The 19,800-nt window shown below is 72.5% G+C and carries 17 protein-coding genes and 1 rRNA gene; 6 read left to right on the top strand and 12 right to left on the bottom strand.

All coding sequences use genetic code 11. The features are described 5' to 3' along the window. Positions 1 to 130: 130 nt before the first annotated feature. Both OG959_RS31100 and OG959_RS31095 read left to right on the top strand, forming a co-directional pair. A complete protein-coding gene (locus OG959_RS31100; RefSeq protein ID WP_326666728.1) occupies positions 131 to 1,933 on the top strand; it encodes a glycoside hydrolase family 15 protein in 1,803 nt (600 codons plus the stop codon). A 214-nt stretch (positions 1,934 to 2,147) separates the two neighbouring features. Then, complete coding sequence (locus OG959_RS31095) at positions 2,148 to 3,272, top strand: MFS transporter (RefSeq protein ID WP_326666726.1); 1,125 nt, start codon at positions 2,148 to 2,150, stop codon at positions 3,270 to 3,272. 85 nt (positions 3,273 to 3,357) lie between these two features. Here the strand turns inward: OG959_RS31095 and OG959_RS31090 are convergent, their stop codons facing one another. Continuing rightward, a complete protein-coding gene (locus OG959_RS31090) occupies positions 3,358 to 4,284 on the bottom strand; it encodes a sulfurtransferase (RefSeq protein WP_326663821.1) in 927 nt (308 codons plus the stop codon). A gap of 178 nt (positions 4,285 to 4,462) precedes the next feature. On the opposite strand from OG959_RS31090, the gene OG959_RS31085 reads away from it, so the two are divergent. Beyond that, the gene (locus OG959_RS31085; protein ID WP_326663820.1) at positions 4,463 to 6,088 is read left to right on the top strand and encodes a PucR family transcriptional regulator; all 1,626 of its coding nucleotides are present in this window, start codon (positions 4,463 to 4,465) and stop codon (positions 6,086 to 6,088) included. Positions 6,089 to 6,097: 9 nt separating this feature from the next. Here the strand turns inward: OG959_RS31085 and OG959_RS31080 are convergent, their stop codons facing one another. The 5 genes from OG959_RS31080 to OG959_RS31060 all read right to left on the bottom strand — a co-directional run bounded on the left by OG959_RS31080 (position 6,098) and on the right by OG959_RS31060 (position 11,286). Then, positions 6,098 to 7,195 (bottom strand): glycosyltransferase family 4 protein, encoded by a 1,098-nt coding sequence (locus tag OG959_RS31080; protein WP_326663819.1) that lies wholly within the window; start codon positions 7,193 to 7,195, stop codon positions 6,098 to 6,100. A 208-nt stretch (positions 7,196 to 7,403) separates the two neighbouring features. After that, positions 7,404 to 9,149, bottom strand: a complete 1,746-nt coding sequence (gene recN, locus OG959_RS31075; protein ID WP_326666723.1) for a DNA repair protein RecN — start codon at positions 9,147 to 9,149, stop codon at positions 7,404 to 7,406. A gap of 82 nt (positions 9,150 to 9,231) precedes the next feature. Continuing rightward, positions 9,232 to 10,137, bottom strand: a complete 906-nt coding sequence (locus OG959_RS31070; RefSeq protein WP_326663817.1) for an NAD kinase — start codon at positions 10,135 to 10,137, stop codon at positions 9,232 to 9,234. Then, positions 10,134 to 10,949, bottom strand: coding sequence for a TlyA family RNA methyltransferase (locus OG959_RS31065; protein WP_148015109.1), 816 nt, complete (start codon positions 10,947 to 10,949; stop codon positions 10,134 to 10,136). The genes OG959_RS31070 and OG959_RS31065 overlap by 4 nt, the downstream gene beginning before the upstream one ends. Positions 10,950 to 10,956: 7 nt before the next feature. Next, positions 10,957 to 11,286: a hypothetical protein gene (locus OG959_RS31060; protein ID WP_326663814.1), complete on the bottom strand. Its 330-nt coding sequence runs from the start codon at positions 11,284 to 11,286 to the stop codon at positions 10,957 to 10,959. Positions 11,287 to 11,329: 43 nt separating this feature from the next. Here OG959_RS31060 and OG959_RS31055 point away from each other — a divergent pair, with 43 nt between their 5' ends. Next, positions 11,330 to 11,677 (top strand): SCP2 sterol-binding domain-containing protein, encoded by a 348-nt coding sequence (locus OG959_RS31055; protein WP_326663811.1) that lies wholly within the window; start codon positions 11,330 to 11,332, stop codon positions 11,675 to 11,677. 61 nt (positions 11,678 to 11,738) lie between these two features. Here the strand turns inward: OG959_RS31055 and OG959_RS31050 are convergent, their stop codons facing one another. From OG959_RS31050 to OG959_RS31035, 4 genes are all read right to left on the bottom strand, one after another. Beyond that, a complete protein-coding gene (locus tag OG959_RS31050) occupies positions 11,739 to 12,560 on the bottom strand; it encodes an ABC transporter ATP-binding protein (protein WP_326666722.1) in 822 nt (273 codons plus the stop codon). Positions 12,561 to 12,649: 89 nt separating this feature from the next. After that, entirely contained in the window at positions 12,650 to 13,639 is a 990-nt protein-coding gene (locus OG959_RS31045; RefSeq protein ID WP_326666720.1) for a FecCD family ABC transporter permease, read from the bottom strand. A gap of 86 nt (positions 13,640 to 13,725) precedes the next feature. Beyond that, positions 13,726 to 14,685, bottom strand: a complete 960-nt coding sequence (locus OG959_RS31040; RefSeq protein ID WP_326666718.1) for a FecCD family ABC transporter permease — start codon at positions 14,683 to 14,685, stop codon at positions 13,726 to 13,728. Positions 14,686 to 14,881: 196 nt separating this feature from the next. Continuing rightward, a complete protein-coding gene (locus OG959_RS31035; RefSeq protein ID WP_326663810.1) occupies positions 14,882 to 15,910 on the bottom strand; it encodes an HAD-IIA family hydrolase in 1,029 nt (342 codons plus the stop codon). A 71-nt stretch (positions 15,911 to 15,981) separates the two neighbouring features. Between OG959_RS31035 and OG959_RS31030 the strand changes: the two genes are divergently transcribed. Then, positions 15,982 to 17,259 (top strand): DUF1015 domain-containing protein, encoded by a 1,278-nt coding sequence (locus tag OG959_RS31030; protein WP_326663808.1) that lies wholly within the window; start codon positions 15,982 to 15,984, stop codon positions 17,257 to 17,259. A gap of 58 nt (positions 17,260 to 17,317) precedes the next feature. Here the strand turns inward: OG959_RS31030 and OG959_RS31025 are convergent, their stop codons facing one another. Then, positions 17,318 to 18,073 carry a tetratricopeptide repeat protein gene (locus OG959_RS31025; RefSeq protein WP_326666717.1) on the bottom strand — a complete coding sequence of 252 codons (756 nt, stop codon included), beginning with the start codon at positions 18,071 to 18,073 and terminating at the stop codon, positions 17,318 to 17,320. 30 nt (positions 18,074 to 18,103) lie between these two features. On the opposite strand from OG959_RS31025, the gene OG959_RS38775 reads away from it, so the two are divergent. Further along, positions 18,104 to 19,450, top strand: a complete 1,347-nt coding sequence (locus tag OG959_RS38775; RefSeq protein WP_442805662.1) for a hypothetical protein — start codon at positions 18,104 to 18,106, stop codon at positions 19,448 to 19,450. Between the two features lie 223 nt (positions 19,451 to 19,673). On the opposite strand, the gene rrf is transcribed toward OG959_RS38775, so the two are convergent. After that, a 5S ribosomal RNA gene (rrf, locus tag OG959_RS31015) occupies positions 19,674 to 19,790 on the bottom strand. Positions 19,791 to 19,800: the final 10 nt, after the last annotated feature.

The raw sequence follows: 19,800 nt of genomic DNA, 5'->3' as shown, positions 1-19,800 counted from the left end.
ATCCTGCTCGGACACTCGCTCCGGGCGAGGTACGAGCTCGCAGGTTCCCCCACATCAACCCCTTGCAACGACCTCTTGACCCGCAGTAAGCGCCCCACGGGGCGACATGGCCGTTCGACTGGAGATGCACGTGGCCGGGCGCATCGAGGATTACGCACTCATCGGAGACATGCAGACCGCCGCCCTGGTCTGCCGGGACGGCACGGCCGACTGGCTGTGCCTGCCCCGCTTCGATTCACACGCCGTCTTCGCGGGACTGCTGGGCACCGAGGAGCACGGCTTCTGGCGCCTGGGACCGGCCCGCGCGGAGGGCACGGAACCGCCGTCGGCGGACCGTCGCCGCTATCGCGGGGACTCACTGATCCTGGAATCGGAATGGGACACGCCGCGCGGCACGGTCAGAGTGACCGACTTCATGCCGCCGCGCGACGGCGCGCCCCAGCTGATCCGGATCGTGGAGGGAATCAGCGGCCGGGTGCCGATGCGCTCGGAGCTGCGGATGCGGTTCAGCTACGGGCGCGTCACCCCCTGGGTGCACAAGGTGGACGGCCGTACGGTCGCCGTCGCGGGCCCCGACTCGGTCTGGTACGACACCCCCGCGGAGACGTACGGCGAGAACCTGACGACGTACTCCGACTTCACCGTCGCTCCGGGTGACCGGATCGCGTTCACCATCAGCTGGCAGCCCTCGCACCGCGAGCCGCCCGCGCTCCCGGACCCGGAGGGCTCCCTTGAGGCCACCGCGGACTTCTGGCGCGACTGGGTGGAGCAGTGCACGTACCACGGCCCCTACCGCGAGGCCGTGGTCCGCTCGCTGATCACCCTGAAGGCCCTGACGTACGCGCCGACCGGCGGCATCGTCGCCGCGCCGACCACCTCCCTGCCGGAGGACATCGGCGGCTCCCGCAACTGGGACTACCGCTACACCTGGCTGCGCGACGCCGCGATCACCCTCTCCTCGCTGCTGCGCACCGGCTACCGCGAGGAGGCCCGCGCCTGGCGCGAATGGCTGCTGCGAGCGGTGGCGGGCGACCCCGAGAACCTGCAGATCATGTACGGGATCGCGGGCGAGCGCGAGCTGGGCGAGGCCGAGCTGGAGTGGCTGCCCGGGTACGAGAACTCCGGCCCGGTCCGCGTCGGCAACGGCGCCGCGGGCCAGCTCCAGCTGGATGTGTACGGCGAGGTCACCGAGGCGCTGCACCTGGCGCACATGACCGGCCTGACCCGCAACGACTACGCGACCGGTCTCCAGCTCAAGCTGATCGAGTACCTGGAGAAGCACTGGGACGAACCGGACGAGGGCATCTGGGAGGTGCGCGGTCCGCGCCGGCATTTCGTGCACTCCAAGGTGATGGCCTGGGTCGCGGTCGACCGGACCATCAAGCTGATCGAGTCCGGCGACACGGACGGGCCGCTGGAGAAGTGGCGCGAGCTGCGCGACGACATCCACCGGGACGTCTGCGAGCGGGGCTACGACAAGGAGCGCAACACCTTCACCCAGTCCTACGGGTCGAAGGAGCTGGACGCCTCCTTGCTGCTGATCCCGCAGATGGGCTTCCTTCCGCCCGACGACAAGCGCGTCATCGGCACCATCGAGGCGATCCAGCGCGAGCTGTCCACCGAGGACGGCTTCGTGCTGCGCTACCCGACCTCGGGCGAGAACGCGGGCGTGGACGGCCTGGAGGGCGACGAGGGCGCGTTCCTGGCGTGTTCGTTCTGGCTGGCGGACGACCTGGCGATGATCGGCCGGGTCGACGAGGCCCGCCAGCTCTTCGAGCGTCTGCTGTCCCTGCGCAACGACCTGGGCCTGCTGGCCGAGGAGTGGGACGCGCGGCTCCAGCGCCAGGTGGGCAACTTCCCGCAGGCGTTCAGCCACGTGCCGCTGATCGACACGGCGCTGCGGCTGACGGCGAGCGGGGCGTACGTGGGCTGAGGCACCGCGGATCCGGCCGGGTCGGCACAGCTCCCCTGGAGCCCCCGCCTTCCCGGCCGGACGGTGAATTCGGTTGCGGCGGAGCCGTTCGGCCCGGTGGGGTACTCCTGTGGACGGTACCGAGGAGCAGGAGCGACGGGCGAGGCCGGGCAGTGACCGTGTGGTCACCACGCGACCGGCTCCCTGGCACAGATCAGCGGTGCTCATTGCCCTGATGCTGGCCGCGTTCACCTTCAACACGGCGGAGAACCTGCCGATCGGTCTCCTCGAACTCATCTCCGAAAGCCTCCGGGTGTCCCTGTCGGCTGTCGGTCTCCTGGTCACCGGTTACGGCGTGACGGTGGCCGTTTCGTCCGTGCCGCTCGCCCACGCCGTGCGGGCTCTGCCCCGACGCCATGTGCTCACGGGACTGCTGGCCGCGCTGGTCGTGTCCAGTCTGGTCGCGGCGCTGGCGAACTCGTACTGGCTGCTGCTCGCGGCGCGGCTGCTGACCGCGCTCGCCCAGGCACTGTTCTGGGCCGTGATGGGGCCGGCCGCGGTGGGCCTGTTCTCGCCCGCGGTTCGCGGGCGTGTGGTCGGGGCGCTGTCCATCGCCGGTTCGCTGGCTCTCGTGCTCGGTGTTCCCGCCGGGACCTGGCTGGGCCGTCAGAGCGGCTGGCAGGTGCCGGTCGCTCTCCTGGCGGGTCTGGGGCTCGTCTCTCTCGTCACGATCGCCGCTCTGCTTCCGACATCGCGTCCGGAAGAGGAACACGCCGCCTACGGAACCCGACCCGACGCCCGCCGGTTCGCGACGGTGCTGGCGGCCGTGGCCCTGTCCGCCACCGGGGCGTTCACGGGATACACGTACGTCGTGAGGTTCCTGGGAGGCGTGAGTGGGTTCTCGCCGAGCGCGGTCAGCGCCCTGCTCGTGGCCTTCGGTGTCGCGTGTCTGGCCGGGGTGAGCGTCACCGGAGCGCTCCTGGACCGCTTTCCGCAGGCATCGCTGACCGCCGCCGTCGCCACGCAGGCGGTGGGCATGCTCGGTCTGTACGCGGCTGGTGCCCGTCCGGTGGTGGCAGTGGTGTTCCTGGTGCTGATGGGCAGTGCGCTGGGGCCGGTGTTCATGACCACCCAGAACGCGATGCTGCACTGCGCACCGGGCCGCACGGACATGGCCCTCGCGGCGAACTCGGGCTCGTACAACGCCGGTATCGCGGCCGGCGCCGCGCTCGGGGGACTGATCCTGCCGCTCGCCGGCGTGCGGGGCACCTTCCTCGCCGGCGGGCTGCTGACCGTCGGGGCCTGGGTGGTGCTGGTCAGCGGGCGGCTGCTGCACGGCAGGCCGGAGCCCGCCCGGTAGGAGCCGGCGGTGCGGTCGTGGGGCCACTGCCGCGGGTCGTCCACCGGCAGGCGTGCGATGCGCGACCGACGCCCCGGTGCCTTCGTCAGCAGGCCTCCGCCCCGGGGCCCGTCACGACCGGGCGGTTCCCCGAGGGCAGACCCCATTCGCTCCAGGAGCCGTCGTACACCGCCAGGTCGCGGTACCCGGCCAGCGCGGCGCCCAGCGTCAGGACACAGGCGGTGACACCCGATCCGCAGCTGAAGAGCAGCCGCTCCCGGTCCTGCGCCAGAGCGGTGAACGCGGCCCGCAGCTCCGCCGGCGGACGCATTCGGCCCTCGTGCTGGATCTCACCGAAGGGCAGGTTGACCGACCCCGGCATATGGCCGCCCCGCAGGCCCGCGCGCGGCTCGGGGGCACTGCCGCGAAAGCGCTCCCGGGACCGGGCGTCGAACACGGCGGACGCCGGATCGGAGAGGGCGGCCGCCACCTCCTCGGCGCCCACGAGCAGTCCCGCGCCCGGGACAGCCGTGAAGTCACCGCGCTCCGGGAGCGCCGCGGGCGCTCCGCTCTCCGTCGGCAGTCCGGCGGCCACCCAGCCGGGCAGCCCCCCGTCGAGCACCGCGGCCCGGTCGAAGCCCATCGCCCGGAGCATCCACCAGGCCCGGGCGCTGGAGTAGATGCCCACCGCGTCGTAGACCACGACCGTGTCGCCGTCGTTGAGGCCCAGGGAGCGCAGCTCCTCGGTGAACGGCCCGGCATCGGGCATGGTGTGCGGCAGCGGCCCCGTGTGGTCGGAGAGCGCGCCGTCGAGGTCGAACGGCCGCGCCCCCACGATCCGCTCCGCGGTCCCCCGGTGCGCGCCGACCGAGGCGTCGAGGATCAGCAGCCCCGGCGACCCGAGCCGCCCGGCGAGCCAGTCAACGCCGACGAGCGGGCCGGGCGGAGGGTCCTCGTGCGGCGGGACGCCCGGGCGGCCCGCTCCAGAACCGTGACCGGCCCGGTCCCCGTAGGCCGGCGCCTCGTCGCCCATGCTTCCTCGCCCTCGTCCGCGTGTCGGAATTTTCAAGATCGCAGCGGGTGACGGCCCTGTCAACGGCGTACCGCCCCGACGAAGCCTCCGGAGCTCAGGGCCGGTACCTTCCTGACCAGGGCGACCGCGACCGTGCCGCCGCCCGGTCCGACCGACGTGAAGCGCGAGGCCAGAGTCAGTGGAGACCCGAGGCGGCATCACCGTGCAGCGTGCCCTCGAGCTGCCGGGGCTGCGCAGCGGACTGCCCGAGGTGGTGACCGGGGCGGAGCGGCTGGGCCGCACCGTGCGCTGGGTGCACGCGGGCGAGGTCCCCAACATCGCGTCGCTGCTCAAGGGCGGTGAGCTGCTCCTCACCACCGGTCTGGGGCTCGGCACCCGCCCCGCCGAGCAGCGCGCGTTCGTCCGCCGGCTCGCCGACCGCGGCATCGCCGCCCTCGTGGTGGAGCTCGGCCCCCGCTTCAGCAGGCTGCCGTCGTCGATCGTGGACGCCGCCCGCGCGGCCGGGCTGCCGCTGGTCCAGCTGCATCGCGAGGTGCCGTTCGTGACGGTGACGGAGGAGATCCACACCGAGATCGTCAACGGTCACTACGCGCTCCTCCAGCAGGCCGAGGAGGTCCACCGGCGCTGCACCCAGGCGCTGCTCGGTGGCGGCGGGGTACCCCAGGTGCTCGGCATCCTGGCGGATTTCACGGCCAATCCGGTCTTCCTGGAGACGCCGGACGGCCAGCTGGTCTACGCGGCGGGCACCGAGTCGGGCCCGGTCTCCGCCGATCCGCTGCAGGTGTGGGACGGGATGCGCGGCGACCGTGCGGCCCGCCAGTCGCCGCCGGTCGGCGCGGTGCTCGTGGATGTGCCGGGCGGTGGTCCGGGGACCGGTTCGGTACGGGCCAGACTGGTCCTGCTGGCGGTGGACGGGCCGTTGCTGCCGGTGCACCGGATGGCGGCGGAGCGGGCGGCGGGCATCCTCGCGGTGGTGCTGATGCAGGCCCGTCAGGAGGAGGAGCTCGCGGCGCGCGGCCGGGGTGACTTCCTCACCGATCTCGCGGAGGGCCGGATCGCCCCCGAGGACGCGCCGGCGCAGGCCCGCGTACTGGGCTTCAGGCCGGGCGAGATGCCGCTGCTGCCGGTGGTGATGCGGCTGGCTCCGGAGCTCTCGCCCTCCGGCAACTGGGCCCTGCTGGCGCGCGCGGTGCTGGAGGAGCTGTCCTCGGTCGGTGTGCCGGTGCTGCTCGGCGTGCGGCCGGTGGAGGGCCGGGTGCCGCTGCTGCTGGGGCTGCGCACGGAGACGGAACGTACGGCGGTGGCCGACCGGGTCGCCGCGGCGCTGCGGGCCGGGGTGGAGCGGGCCGGTCTGGAGCGGGCGGGTTCCCATCCTCCCGTCGTGGTGGTCGGGGTGGCGGGCGGCTGGGCGGTGGCCGGGGCGGGGCTGCGGCACGCGGCGGAGACGGCGACGGCGGCACAGGGGCTCAGCGACCGGCCCTGGTACGACGCCCGGCGTCTCGACATCGATCTGCTGCTGTGGCGGCTGCGGGACCATCCGGACCTGGCGGCGTTCGTCGACCGGGCGATCGGCCCGCTGCGCGATCACGACCGCACCTCGCGCCCGCCGCTGCTGCCCACGCTGGAGACGTATCTGGCCCACGCGGGCCGCAAGGCGGAGACGGCACGTGAGCTGCATCTGAACCGTCAGACGCTGTACAACCGGCTGGCCCGCATCGGTGAGCTGCTCGGCACCGATCTCGACGACCCGCAGGCCGTCCTGGCGCTGAGCCTGGCCCTGCGCGCCCGCCGCCACGCGACGTGACCGGCGCCCTCAGCGGGTACGGGCCGTTGCCAGCGGCTGAACCAACTCGTCGTACACGCTGAGCACTTGGGCGATCGTGTCGTCCTCGGTCGGCCAACTCGCCGCCTGCCGGAGGCCGGCGGCCGCCAGCCTGTCCCGTTCCGCCGGATCGCCGAGCAGGCGGGCCACGGCCCGGGCGAGCGCCTCCGCGTTCGCGTACGGCACGAGTTCAGCCGCGTCGCCCACGAGTTCGGGTACGCCGCCGACAGCGGTGGCGACCAGCGGCACACCGATCCGCAACGCCTCCTGGGCCAGCAGCGACCGCGCCTCCCAGCGACTGGACATCACGACCAGGTCGGCAGCGGCCAGGAGTTCGGGGATGTCGGTGCGGCTGCCGATCAGTGAGACGGGCAGGTCCTCGGCCTTGATCCGGCGCCGCAGCGCGGCCCGCTCCCGTCCCTCGCCCGCGACGACCAGCAGGGGTACGGGGTCGAGCCGCCGCCACATCCGTGCCGCGTCGAGCAGCGTGCCGTACCCGTGATGCGGTACGAGACTGCCCACCGCCATGATCAAGGGCCGCTCCACCGCCCCGAGTTCGGCGCGCACCTTTCCGTCGGGCGCCGGCGCGGGAAGCCGCGGTAGGGGTACCGCGACGGGCGCGAGGCGGGCGTCGCGCGCACCCCGGCGCCGGGCCCGGTCGACCAGGTCGGACGACGCGCCGAGCACCACCGACGCCGCGCGGGCGGCTCTCCGCTCCAGCAGGTGGACCAGCCGTCGGCGCGCGCCCTCGGCGTGGGTCCTGGTGTGCCAGGTGACGACGAGCGGTACCTGCCGGCCGCCGAGCGCCAGGGCGGCCCGCACGGCGGCGTGCAGTCCGTGCGCGTGCACGACGTCGGCACCCGTGCAGGCGGCCCGCAGCGCGGCGACGGCTGCGGGGTCACTGCGCCGCGGCACGGGCGTGAACCGGGCGCCCGTGGCGGAGAATTCGAAGGAACGGTCCAGTCCGGCCGGAGCGCAGACGGTGACCTGCACGCCTCGCGCGACAAGTCCGGCGGCCAGCGAACCGACATGGGCGCTGCTGCCCGCACTGCCGCCGCCCAGCACTTGGACCGTACGCAGCTGTGACACGTTGAATGGCTCCCGGGGCTCCCGATTCGGGCGTGACGGCCTCACCCGCGGCCGTACGTACACCGCCAAGGATGCCAGTCCGTACGCACGTTCCGGCACGACCGAACCCGTACGCCGGTGCGCACCGCGACAAACCGGGCGCGGCGCACCACCCGCACGGGTGAAATCCCTGGGAATCCGGACGCCGGGATCCCGCCCGTACGGAGCCCTACCCGTCGGCCCGCGCCGTGGCCAGCAGTTCCTCCGCGTGCGCCCGGGCCGTCTCGGAGTCCTCCTGGCCCGCGAGCATCCGCGAAAGCTCCCGTACCCGGTCCTCGCCCTCCAGGACCGTGACGCCGCTCCTGGTCACCGAGCCGTCCACGGTCTTCTCGACCAGCAGCTGACGGTCGGCGAACGCGGCGACCTGGGGCAGGTGGGTGACGACCACGACCTGGGCCGACCTGGCGAGCTTCGCGAGCCGGCGGCCGACCTCGACGGCCGCCTTGCCGCCGACACCCGCGTCGACCTCGTCGAAGAGATAGGTGGGTACGGGGTCCGAGCCGGCGAAGACCACCTCGACGGCGAGCATCACCCGGGACAGTTCACCGCCCGAGGCCCCCTTGGCGATCGGGCGGGGCTGGGCTCCGGGGTGCGGGGCCAGCAGGAGTTCGACCTCGTCGGCGCCGGACGGCCCGTAGGCCACGTTGCGGCCGCCGATCTCGATGCCGGAGGCCTCGTCGGCCGCCTCGGTCTGCCGGATGTCGAAGGAGACGCGGGCGTGCGGCATGGCGAGGGAGGCCAGTTCCGCGGTCACCGCTTCGGCGAAGAGCGCGGCAGCCTCCGTACGGGCGTCGGTCAACGTCTGGCCGAGTCCGGAGAGTTCGGCGCGCAGCGCGTCCCGCTCCGCGGTCAGCTCGCCGATCCGGTCGTCGTCGCCCTCCAGCTCGGTCAGCCGGGCCACCCCGTCCTCGGCCCAGGCCAGCACGGCGGCGATGTCCACGCCGTACTTGCGGGTGAGACCGGTGAGCGCGGCCCGGCGTTCCTCGACCGCGGCGAGCCGCAGCGGATCGGAGTCCAGCTGGTCGGCGTACCCGGACAGTTCGCCCGAGACGTCGGCGAGCAGGATGGAGATCTCACCGACCCGGTCGGCGAGCGCGGCGAGCGCCGGGTCGTGGGCGCGCACCCCGTCCAGGGCCTGCCGGGCGGCCGCGACGACGGTGGTCGCGTCGACGGCCTCCTGGTCCTCGGGGTTGCCCGCCAGCGCGGTGTGCGCGAGGGCGGCGGCGGAGGCGAGCGCGTCGGCATGGCCGAGGCGCTGCGCCTCGGCGGCGAGCTCGGTGTCCTCGCCGGGCAGCGGTTCGACCGCGGCGATCTCGTTCAGCCCGAAGCGCAGCAGATCGGCTTCCTGGGCCCGCTCACGGGCCCGGGTGGTCAGCTCGTCGAGTTCACCCGCGACCTCGCGCAGCCGCCGGTAGGCCGCCGCGTACTTGGTGTGGGGCACGGCGACGCCTTCGCCCGCGTACCGGTCCAGGGCCTGCCGCTGCCGGGCGGGCTTGAGCAGCCCCTGCTGGTCGGTCTGGCCGTGCACGGCGACGAGTTCGTCGGCGAGTTCGGCCAGCACACCCACCGGCACGGATCTGCCGCCGAGATGGGCCCGGGAGCGCCCTTCCGCGGAAACGGTACGGCTGATGAGCAGCGCACCGTCCTCGATCTCGGCCCCGGCCTCCTCGGCCCGCAGCGCCGCCGCGTCGCCCTCGGCCACCGTGATCCGGCCCTCGACGACTGCGGCCTTGGCACCGATCCGCACCAGGGCGGGATCGGCGCGTCCGCCGAGCAGCAGCCCCAGGCTGGTGACGACCATGGTCTTGCCCGCGCCGGTCTCACCGGTCACCGCGGTGAAACCGGGTGACAGCTCCACCACCGCGTCGTCGATGACTCCGAGCGACCGTATCCGCATCTCCTCCAACACGCACATGACCATACGAGGTTTCATGGCCCGCGTGCACACGGGTCGCGGTCGGGGCGCCGGATCCACCGGTACGGGAGCCCGCCGGGGGTCAGTGCGGTGCGCCCCGCCACCCCGACACGGGCAGCGCGAACTTGGCCACCAGCCGGTCCGTGAACGACGCCTGGTGCAGCCGCGCGAGCCGTACGGGCACGGCACCGCGCCGCACCTCGACGCGGGCACCCGCGGGCAGTTCCACGGTCCTGCGCCCGTCGCACCACAGGACCCCGTGCGGGGTGTGCGGCTGGACCTCGACGGCGAGCACCGAGGTCGGCGAGGTCACCAGCGGCTTGGCGAACAGCGCGTGGGCGCTGATCGGGACCATCAGGAGCGCCTCGACCTCGGGCCAGACGACGGGCCCGCCTGCCGAGAAGGCGTACGCGGTCGAGCCGGTCGGCGTCGCGCACACGATGCCGTCGCAGCCGAATCCGGTCACCGGCCGGCCGTCGATCTCCAGCACGACCTCCAGCATCCGCTCGGGCGACACCTTCTGCACGGCCGCCTCGTTGAGCGCCCAGTCCGTGTGGACGATGTCGCCGTTGCTGTGCACGAGGACGTCGATCGTCATGCGCTCCTCGACGGTGTACGCCCGGGTGACGACCCGGTCGACGACCTTGTCGAGGTCGTCGCGCTCGGCCTCGGCGAGGAAACCGACCCGGCCGAGGTTGACGCCGAGCATCGGGACGCCGGAGGCGCGCGAGAGCTCCGCGCCCCGCAGCAGCGTCCCGTCGCCGCCGAGCACGATCAGGAGCTCACAGCCGTTCACCGCCTCGGGCGAGGCGTCGGTGACGGTCTCCACGGACGCCGGCAGCGGCAGGTCGGCCGCCTCCATCGCCAGGACCCGCACGCCCAGGCCGCTGCGGAGCAGCCCCTGGACGACGAGCTCGGCGCTGCGGATCGCGGCCGGCCGGCCGGTGTGCGCCAGGAGAAATACTGTTCGTGCCGCATTCGTCGTCAACGAGGCCCCTCCGCCACTGCACGGTCGACATCTGCGGGATCCAGCTCCGGTGCTCCGGCCCGCAGCCACAGAAAGTACTCGACGTTCCCCGACGGTCCGGGCAACGGGCTGGCCGTCACTCCCCGGACCCCCAGGCCCAGCGCCCACGCCCGGCGGGCCACCTCCCGTACCGCTTCGGCGCGCAGTTCGGGGCTGCGCACCACACCGCCGCTGCCGAGGCGCTCCTTGCCGACCTCGAACTGCGGCTTGACCATGAGGACCAGGTCCGCGTCGGGGGCGGCGCAGCGCGCCAAAGCGGGCAGCACGAGACCGAGCGGGATGAACGACAGATCGCCCACCACCAGGTCCACCGCCTCGCCGTCGATCGCCTCAAGGGTCAGTTCCCGCACGTTCGTACGGTCCTTGACGATGACGCGTTCATCGGACTGGAGCGACCAGGCGAGCTGCCCGTAGCCGACGTCCACGGCGAGGACGCGGGACGCTCCGGCGCGCAGCAGCACATCGGTGAACCCCCCGGTCGACGCCCCGGCGTCCAGGGCCCGCCGGCCCTCCACCTCCAGGCCGAGGGGGACGAAGGCGGCGAGGGCGCCCGCCAGCTTGTGGCCGCCGCGGGAGACGTACTCGGGGTCGCTGTCGTCCTTGGTGACGACGAGGGCGGCGCTCGTCTCGACCTGGGTGGCCGGTTTGGTCGCGGTGTTGCCGCCGACGGTCACCCGTCCTGCGGCGATCAGCTGGCTCGCGTGCTCACGTGAGCGGGCGAGCTTTCGGCGTACCAGCTCGGCGTCGAGGCGGCGACGGGCCACTCCTGCCACGTTCGGTTCAGCTCCTGTTGTCGGACGAGTTGTCGTACGGGGGCGTCGGTGCGGGTGCGGACCTGGCGTCGAGTGCGGTCAGCTCCTCGCGCAGGCCACGGTGTACATCCTCGTACACCTCGATGTGTCCTTCCGCCGGGAGGTGGTCCGCATCGGCCAGACGCTCCAGGTACGCGTCCACGTCGGCGTTCCCCGTGGGCGTGCGGACGACACCGAGGGGTGCCGGGCCCGCAGGCTCGTGCGGCACCGTGGGGGGCGGCTCCTGCGGCACGTCCTGCGGGATCTCCCCGGGCGCGGTTCCGGCGGCCGTGTCGGGCCCCGGCATCGAGTCGCTCATGCGGGAAACGCTACCGCGAAGGGCTGCGGTACCGTCGGTCACGATGGCGACCATGGCGGAGTGCCGCAGCGCACTCGACAGACTTTCCGACAACCTCGCGGGGGCCGACGGCGATGTGCGCGGCGCGGCGGCGCTGGACCGTTCGCTCAGCTGCCACATCAAGGACCTCGGCATGACGTTCACCGGACGCCTTGCCGACGGCCGGATCCAGGTCCTGGACACGGTCGAGGGACCACCCCGGGAGAAGGCGGAGATCCGGCTCGCGATGACCGGGGACGATCTGGTGGCGATGGTGGACGGCGAGCTGAACTTCGCCAAGGCATGGGGCTCGGGCCGGGTCCGCCTGGAGGCGGGCTTCCGCGACCTGCTGAAGCTGAGATCGCTGCTGTAACGGCATCGGGCCGGGCAGGATCAAGCCCGTCCGGCGATTGAGGGCAGCGCGTGGCCGCGGGTCACCCGCCCCCGGTCCCCGCTCCCACAACCCGTGCACCGCGCTTCCGCGCAGCGGGGATCACCAGCGGCGTCCCCGTCTCCGGATCGGAGATCACCTGGCACCGGAGCCCGAACACCCGCTCCACGAGCTCCGCGGTGACGATCTCCCCGGGCGCGCCCTCCGCGATGATCTCGCCCTCCCGCATGGCGATGAGGTGGGTGGCGTACCGCGCGGCATGGTTCAGGTCGTGCAGGACCGCCACCAGGGTGCGCCCCTGTGTCTCGTGCAGTTCCGCGCACAGGTCGAGCACGTCGATCTGGTGCTGGATGTCGAGGTAGGTCGTCGGCTCGTCGAGCAACAGCAGCGGCGTCTGCTGCGCCAGCGCCATCGCTATCCAGACCCGCTGACGCTGTCCGCCGGACAATTCATCGACATAGCGATCACCCAGCGCTCCGATCCCGGTCGCCGCCATCGATTCCTCGACAATGCGTTCGTCCTCGGGTGACCACTGCCGCAGCAGCCCCTGGTGCGGGTAGCGGCCCCGGGCGACGAGATCCGCCACTGTGATGCCCTCCGGTGCGATGGAGGACTGGGGCAGCAGGCCCAGCGTCCTGGCGACCTTCTTCGCGGGCAGGCTGTGGATCGTCTCGCCGTCCAGCAGCACCCGGCCGCGGGCCGGCTTCAGCATCCGGGAGAGCGCCCGCAGCAAGGTCGACTTCCCGCAGGCGTTGGGGCCGACGATCACGGTGAACGAGTGGTCGGGGATCTCGACCGAGAGGTTCTCCGCGATGACCCGCTGGTCGTAACCGAGGGTCACCGAGTCGGCGGTGAGGCGCTGCATGGTCATACTCCGGACGTGGGTCGGATCGGTGAGGGAATGGGGTGCGGGACCGGTGCCGTCCGCCCGCTCCGTGCCCCGTGCGCGGGCGTTCATATCCGGCCCGCCCTGCGCTCGGACACCAGGAGCCACAGCAGATAGCAGCCTCCGAGGACCCCGGTGACGACGCCGACGGGCAGCTGCCGGTCGCCGAAGGCCTCCATCGAGACCCAGTCGGCGACGAGGAGGAGCGCCGCGCCCATGAAGGTCGCGGCGACCAGGTTCGGGCCGGTGGAGCGGGTGAGCCGGCGGGCGAGCTGCGGGGCGCTCAGGGAGACGAACGCGATCGGTCCCGCGGCAGCCGTGGCGACCGCGACGAGCAGCACGGCGGAGCCCATCAGGACGAGCCGGGTGCGTTCGACGCGTACGCCGAGCGCATACGCGGCGTCGTCGCCCATCTCCATCACCCGCAGCGCGGGCCCGTGCGCGAACACCAGCGGGAGCAGCACGCCGCAGACCACGAGCAGGGGCCAGACCTGCGCCCAGTCCCGGCCGTCGAGCGAGCCGGTCATCCAGACGACCGCACGGGTCGCGTCGACCAGGTTGGCCTTGGTGATCAGGTACTGGGTCGCGGCGGTGAGCATGGCGGCGGCGCCGATCCCCACCAGGACGAGCCGGAATCCGTGCACCCCGCGCTTCCACGCCAGCACGTAGACGGCGACACCGGTCAGCAGGCCGCCGGCCACCGCGCCACCGGCGACCGCGGCCGCCCCGCCCTGGAAGAGAACGATCACGGTCAGCGCGCCCACGGTGGCGCCCTGGCCGAAGCCGAGCACGTCGGGGCTGCCGAGCGGGTTGCGCGAGATGGTCTGGAACACGGCGCCGCCGAGGCCGAGCGCCGCCCCGACGAGGAGTCCGACCAGCACCCGGGGCAGGCGCAGGTCCGTGACGATGAACTCCTGCTGGAAGGTCCCGTGTCCGAAGAGCGTGGTGACGACCTCGCCCGGCGTCATCGAGAAGTCGCCGCTGCCGATGAGGACGACGGCCGTCCCCGCCGCCAGGGCGGCGAGCAGCACGATGACGAGGGAGGCCCGGACGTTCATCCGGAACGAGTAGCCGCCGGCCGTCCGCACGGCCCGCACCGACCGTGCCGTGCCCTTCGTCCCCGCCGTCTCCTCCTGGGTGGCCTTCACAGCTGGGACATCCTCTTGCGTCGTACGAGGTGGATGAAGACGGGCCCGCCGAGCAGCGCGGTGACGATCCCGACCTGCAGTTCGGACGGACGGGCGACGACCCGGCCGACGACGTCGGCGCCCAGCAGGAGCACCGGGGAGAGCACGGCCGCGTACGGCAGGATCCAGCGCATGTCGGGGCCGGTGATCGCGCGCACCAGGTGCGGGATCATCAGCCCGATGAAGACGATCGGCCCGCACGCGGCCGTCGCGGCCCCGCACAGCAGGGTGACGGCGAGCATCGCGAGGACCCGGGTCCGGGTCAGATGGGCGCCCAGGGACCGCGCGGTGTCGTCGCCCATCTCCAGGGCGTTGAGCGGCCGCGCGATGAGCAGCGTGAGCAGCACGCCGAGTGCGATGAACGGCCACACCTTGCCGACGGTCTCCATGTTCGCGGAGGCCAGCGAGCCGACGGTCCAGAACCGCAGCCGGTCCAGCGCCGCCGAATCCAGCAGCTGTACGGCATTGACGTAGCCGTACAGCGCGGCGGTGACGGCCGTCCCGGCCAGCGCGAGCCGCACCGGATTGGCGGACCGGCTGCCGCCGAGCAGGTACACGGCGACCGAGACGATCGCGGCTCCGGCGAAGGCGAACCACACGTACCCGGTCAGCGAGGTGACCCCGAAGAAGCTGATGGCGGAGACGACCGCCGCCGACGCGCCCGCGTTGACCCCGAGCAGCCCGGGCTCGGCCAGCGGGTTGCGGGTCAGCGCCTGCATCACGGCTCCTGCGAGCCCGAGGGCGGCGCCGACGATCAGCCCCAGCACGGTCCGGGGGATCCGGACCTTCCGCACGAGGACGTCGTCGCCGCTCCCGGCGTAGTGGAACAGGCCGTGCCAGACATCGGCGAGCGGCAGCCCCTTGGCACCGATCGCGATACTCGCCAGGCAGACCAGCACCAGGGCGGCCAACGCCACCAGGAGCCCTGCGGCACGTACCGCATGGCGCCTCGGGGGCGCGGCGCTCTCCGGCGCGGCTATCGGGCCCGGGCTCGGGTTCGGAGGACTCTCAACCAACACGCGGTTAGGTTAGCCTAGCCAACCATGAGCTCGGACTTCCAGGGGCGGCCGGCCATCAGACCTACGCGCTGAACGGGCCGCCCCCCGCCTCGTCCTACAGCCCGAGCCGGGCCAGCGGCTTCCCCGCGTCCAGACCGCACGAGCCGTCCCCGGCGTGCGACCACGCGGCCCCGCACAGCGCCCGCAGACCGTCGAGCGCGTCCCCGTCGCCCTCCAGCACCAGCGCTTCACCGTGCACGGAGGCCGTCCAGCCGCCGCAGCCATGCGTCTCGCCCGTCCGCGTCACCTCGGGCTGCCCGGTCAGCAGTCCGCGCAGGTCCGCGTCCACGTACGTCGGCCGGTGTTCCGGCCCGGCGGCCAGCAACTGCGCCGCGTCCGCCACCCCGGTGAGCACCAGCAGGGAGTCCACTCCCCCGTTGAACGCCCCCTCGATGTCGGTGTCCAGCCGGTCCCCGACCACCAGCGGCCGCTCCGCCCCGGTCCGCAACACCGTCTCGCGGTGCATCGGCGGCAACGGCTTCCCCGCGACCTGCGGCTCGGCCCCGGTGGCGATCCGTACGACCTCCACGGCCGCCCCGTTGCCCGGCGCGATCCCCCGGGCACTCGGGATCGTCAGATCCGTGTTGGACGCGAACCACGGCAGCCCGCGGTTGATCGCGTACGCGGCCTCGGCGAACCGGCCCCACGCCATGTCGGGCCCACCGTATCCCTGCACCACCGCGACCGGGTCGTCGTCCGCCGACTCGACCGGGTCCAGTCCCCGTTCACGCAGCGCGACACGCAGGCCCTCGCCCCCGATCACCAGCACCCGCGCCCCGGGCGGCAGCTGATCGGCGACCAGCCGGGCCACGGCCTGTGCCGACGTGATCACATCGGCGGGCTCGGCGGGCACCCCCAACTCGGTCAGATGCTCCGCCACCGCGGCCGGAGTCCGCAGCGCGTTGTTCGTCACGTACGCGAGATGCATCCCGCCGCCCCGCGCGGTACCGAGAGCGTCGACGGCATGGTCGATCGCCTGCCCGCCCGCGTACACGACACCGTCCAGATCGAGCAGCGCGGTGTCGTACGCCTCGCTCAGCGCGGTGCTGCTCCCGCTCGGCCTGGTCCTGCTCGCCCGACTCATATTCCCCGCTCCTCATCGCCTGCGTATCCCCCGATCATCGCGCATCCCCGGCCCGCGCATACGATGCGGAAATGAACACACGAGGCCCGGCGGACCAGGGACTGCGTCTGATTCCGTTCCGTGGACTGCGCTACGTCCCCGAACAGGTCGGCAGTCTCGCCGCGGTGACCTCGCCCCCGTACGACGTCGTCGTACGCCCCGACGGGCTGCACCATCTGGAATCCGCGGATCCGCACAACATCGTGCGTCTGATCCTGCCCCAGGCCGACTCCGCGGCCGCCCGGCACGAACAGGCCGCCGCGACCCTGAACCGCTGGCTCGCCGAAGGGGTCCTGGCCCCCGACCCCGAGCCCGCGCTGTACGTGTACGAGCAACGTGACGGCGACATCCTCCAGCGCGGCGTCATCGGCGCACTGGCCCTCTCGGCCCCCGCCGACGGCATCGTGCTCCCGCACGAGGACGTGATGGCCCATGTCGTCGAGGACCGCGCCGATCTGATGCGAACCACCGCGGCGCATCTCGAACCGCTGCTGCTGACCTACCGCAGCGACGGGGACGCCACGGGTACGACCGCCGTCATCGAGCGGGCCGTCCACCGGCCGCCGCTGCTCGCCACGACGACCGAGGACGGCTACAGCCACCGGCTCTGGGCGGTCACCGACGCCGCCGACCGCGCGGAGATCGAGACGGATCTGGCCGGTCGCCAGGCCCTGATCGCCGACGGGCATCACCGCTGGGCCACCTACCTCCGGCTCCAGCAGGAGCACACCGTGGCCGGCCCCTGGGACTTCGGCCTGGTCCTTCTGGTCGACACCGCCCGCTATCCGCTCCGGGTCCGCTCCATCCACCGGCTGCTGCACGGCCTCCCTGTCGCCGACGCGCTCGGCTCACTGGGCGGTCTGTTCCGCGTCCGCACCGTCGAGGGGCCACTTCCCCACGCCCTGGACGTGCTCGCCGACGCGGCAGCCCTGGGCAACGCCTTCCTGCTCGCGGGCGACGGCGCCTTCCACCTGGTCGACCACCCGGACGAGGCCCTGCTGGCCCGGGCCGTTCCCGCGGACCGGCCGGCCGCCTGGCGCACCCTCGACGCGACGGTCCTGCACTCCGTCCTGCTCGACCACATCTGGCGGATCCCCGACGACCCGGCCCACATCGCCTACATCCACGACACGGCGGCAGCGGTCGAACAGGCCGAGCGCCACAACTCCACGGCGGTGCTGATGCACCCGGTGCGCGAAGAAGTGGTGCGGGACCTGGCCCGGCAGGGCGTCACCATGCCGCGCAAGTCGACCTCCTTCGGCCCCAAGCCGGCCACGGGCCTGGTTCTGCGCAGCCTGACTCTCGGCTGAGCCCTCCCGAACGCAGAAGAGGGCGGCACCCCACGGGGTGCCGCCCTCTTCTCATGCGCTACGCCTTGACGGGACCCTCGTCCTCGTCGTCGTCCTCGTCCTCGTCCTCGTCGACGTCGTCGTCATCGATGTCGTCGTCGGCCTCGACCACAACCGGCGCCTCGGCTCCGGCGGGGGCCGGGGCGTCATCGTCGTCGCCGAGAGCGTCGACGAACTCGACACCGTCGAGCTCGGCAAGGCGGTCCGAAGCGTCCGTGGAGCCGTCCTTGTCGGCCTCCAGGGCCTTCCCGAACCACTCACGCGCCTCGTCCTCGCGCCCCGCTGCCAGCAGCGCGTCCGCGTACGCATAGCGCAGGCGGGGCGTCCACGGGTGCACGGCGCTGGACGCGAGCTCGGAGCTCTGCAGCGTCACGATGGCGGCGTCGATCTGCCCCATGTCCCTGCGGGCGCCGGCAGCCACCAGCCGCATCTCGACCTGACCGGCCTTGTCCAGCTTCTGCACCTCGGGCTCACCGGCCATGGCCATCGCCCGCTCGGGCCGGCCGAGTCCACGCTCGCAGTCGGCCATGACAGGCCACAGCTCCACGGAACCGGTCATCCGCCGGGACGCCCGGAACTCCGCCAGGGCCTCGGCGTACTTCTGGGTGGCGTAGGCGGCGAAGCCGGCAGCCTCCCGCACGGCCGCCACACGCGAGGCAAGCCGCAGGGCGATGCGCGAGTAGGCGTACGCCTGCTCGGGGTCCTCGTCGAGGAGCCGGGCCACCATGACAAGGTTCCTGGCGACATCCTCGGCCAGGGTCTTGGGCAGGCTCATCAGCTCCTGCCGGACGTCCTTGTCGATCTCGTGACCGGTGACCTCGTCGGGAATCGGAAGCCGCTTGATGGGCTCACGGTCCCGGTCGTCCCGCCGCTCGTACCCACCACGGTCGTCGCGCCCGCGGTAACCGCCCCGCTCGCGATCGTCCCGCTGACCGCGGAAGCCACCGCCGGAGGAGCCGCCACGGCTGTCGTCACGACGGAACCCACCGCCGGAGGAGCCGCCACGGCTGTCGTCGCGACGGAAGCCGCCGCTGCGGTTGTCGTCATCACGACGCGGCCCACGCGGCCGGTCATCACGACGCTCGAACCCACCACTGGGACGCCCACCACGGTCATCATCCCGACGCGGAGCCCGATCATCACGACGGAACCCACCACCGGAGGAGCCGCCACGGCTGTCGTCGCGACGGAAGCCGCCGCTGCGGTTGTCGTCATCACGACGCGGCCCACGCGGCCGGTCATCACGACGCTCGAACCCACCACTGGGACGCCCACCACGGTCATCATCCCGACGCGGAGCCCGATCATCACGACGGAACCCACCACCGGTGGAACCGCCACGGCTGTCATCACGACGGAACCCACCACCGGAGGAGCCGCCACGGCTGTCATCACGACGGAACCCACCACCGGTGGAACCACCACGGCTGTCATCACGACGGAACCCACCACCGGAGGAGCCGCCACGGCTGTCGTCACGACGGAAGCCGCCGCTGCGGTTGTCGTCATCACGACGCGGCCCACGCGGCCGGTCATCACGACGCTCGAACCCACCACTGGGACGCCCACCACGGTCATCATCCCGACGCGGAGCCCGATCATCACGACGGAACCCACCACCGGAGGAGCCGCCACGGCTGTCATCACGACGGAACCCACCACCGGTGGAACCACCACGGCTGTCATCACGACGGAACCCACCACCGGAGGAGCCGCCACGACTGTCGTCACGACGGAAGCCGCCGCTGCGGTTGTCGTCATCACGACGCGGCCCACGCGGCCGGTCATCACGACGCTCGAACCCACCACTGGGACGCCCACCACGGTCATCATCCCGACGCGGAGCCCGATCATCACGACGGAACCCACCACCGGAGGAGCCGCCACGGCTGTCATCACGACGGAACCCACCACCGGTGGAACCACCACGGCTGTCATCACGACGGAACCCACTACCGGACGACCCACCACGACTGTCATCACGACGCGGAGCACGATCCCGGTTGTCACGGTCGTCGCGGCGGAAACCGCCGCCACCCCCGCCCCCGCTGGTGGGCCGGCTGTCGTCACGGCGGAAACCGCCACCACCGGTGGGCCGGCTGTCGTCGCGTCGGTTGCCGCCACGGTCGTTGTCCCGACGCTGGCCGCCTGATCGGTCATCACGACCGCCGCTGAAGCCGCCCCGGTCACCGCCGTCCCGGCGACGCGGCTCGCGCTCCGAACGATCGTCGGGAGAGTTGGTGGACATCGGTGGTGCTCCTGTCATCGGGTACTACAGACATTCTTGCGCAGCCGGACACCCGACGCGCTTCGGAAAACAAAAAGGACCCTTGGTCCCAGCGTTGAACGCTGGGACCAAGGGTCCTTCAAAGATTGTTCGGCGGCGTCCTACTCTCCCACAGGGTCCCCCCTGCAGTACCATCGGCGCTGAAAGGCTTAGCTTCCGGGTTCGGAATGTAACCGGGCGTTTCCCTAACGCAATGACCACCGAAACCCTATCGG

The organism is Streptomyces sp. NBC_00385 (assembly GCF_035917155.1).
GTDB classification, from domain to species: Bacteria; Actinomycetota; Actinomycetes; order Streptomycetales; family Streptomycetaceae; genus Streptomyces; species Streptomyces poriferorum.
This window is presented reverse-complemented; position numbering and strand designations above follow the sequence as displayed.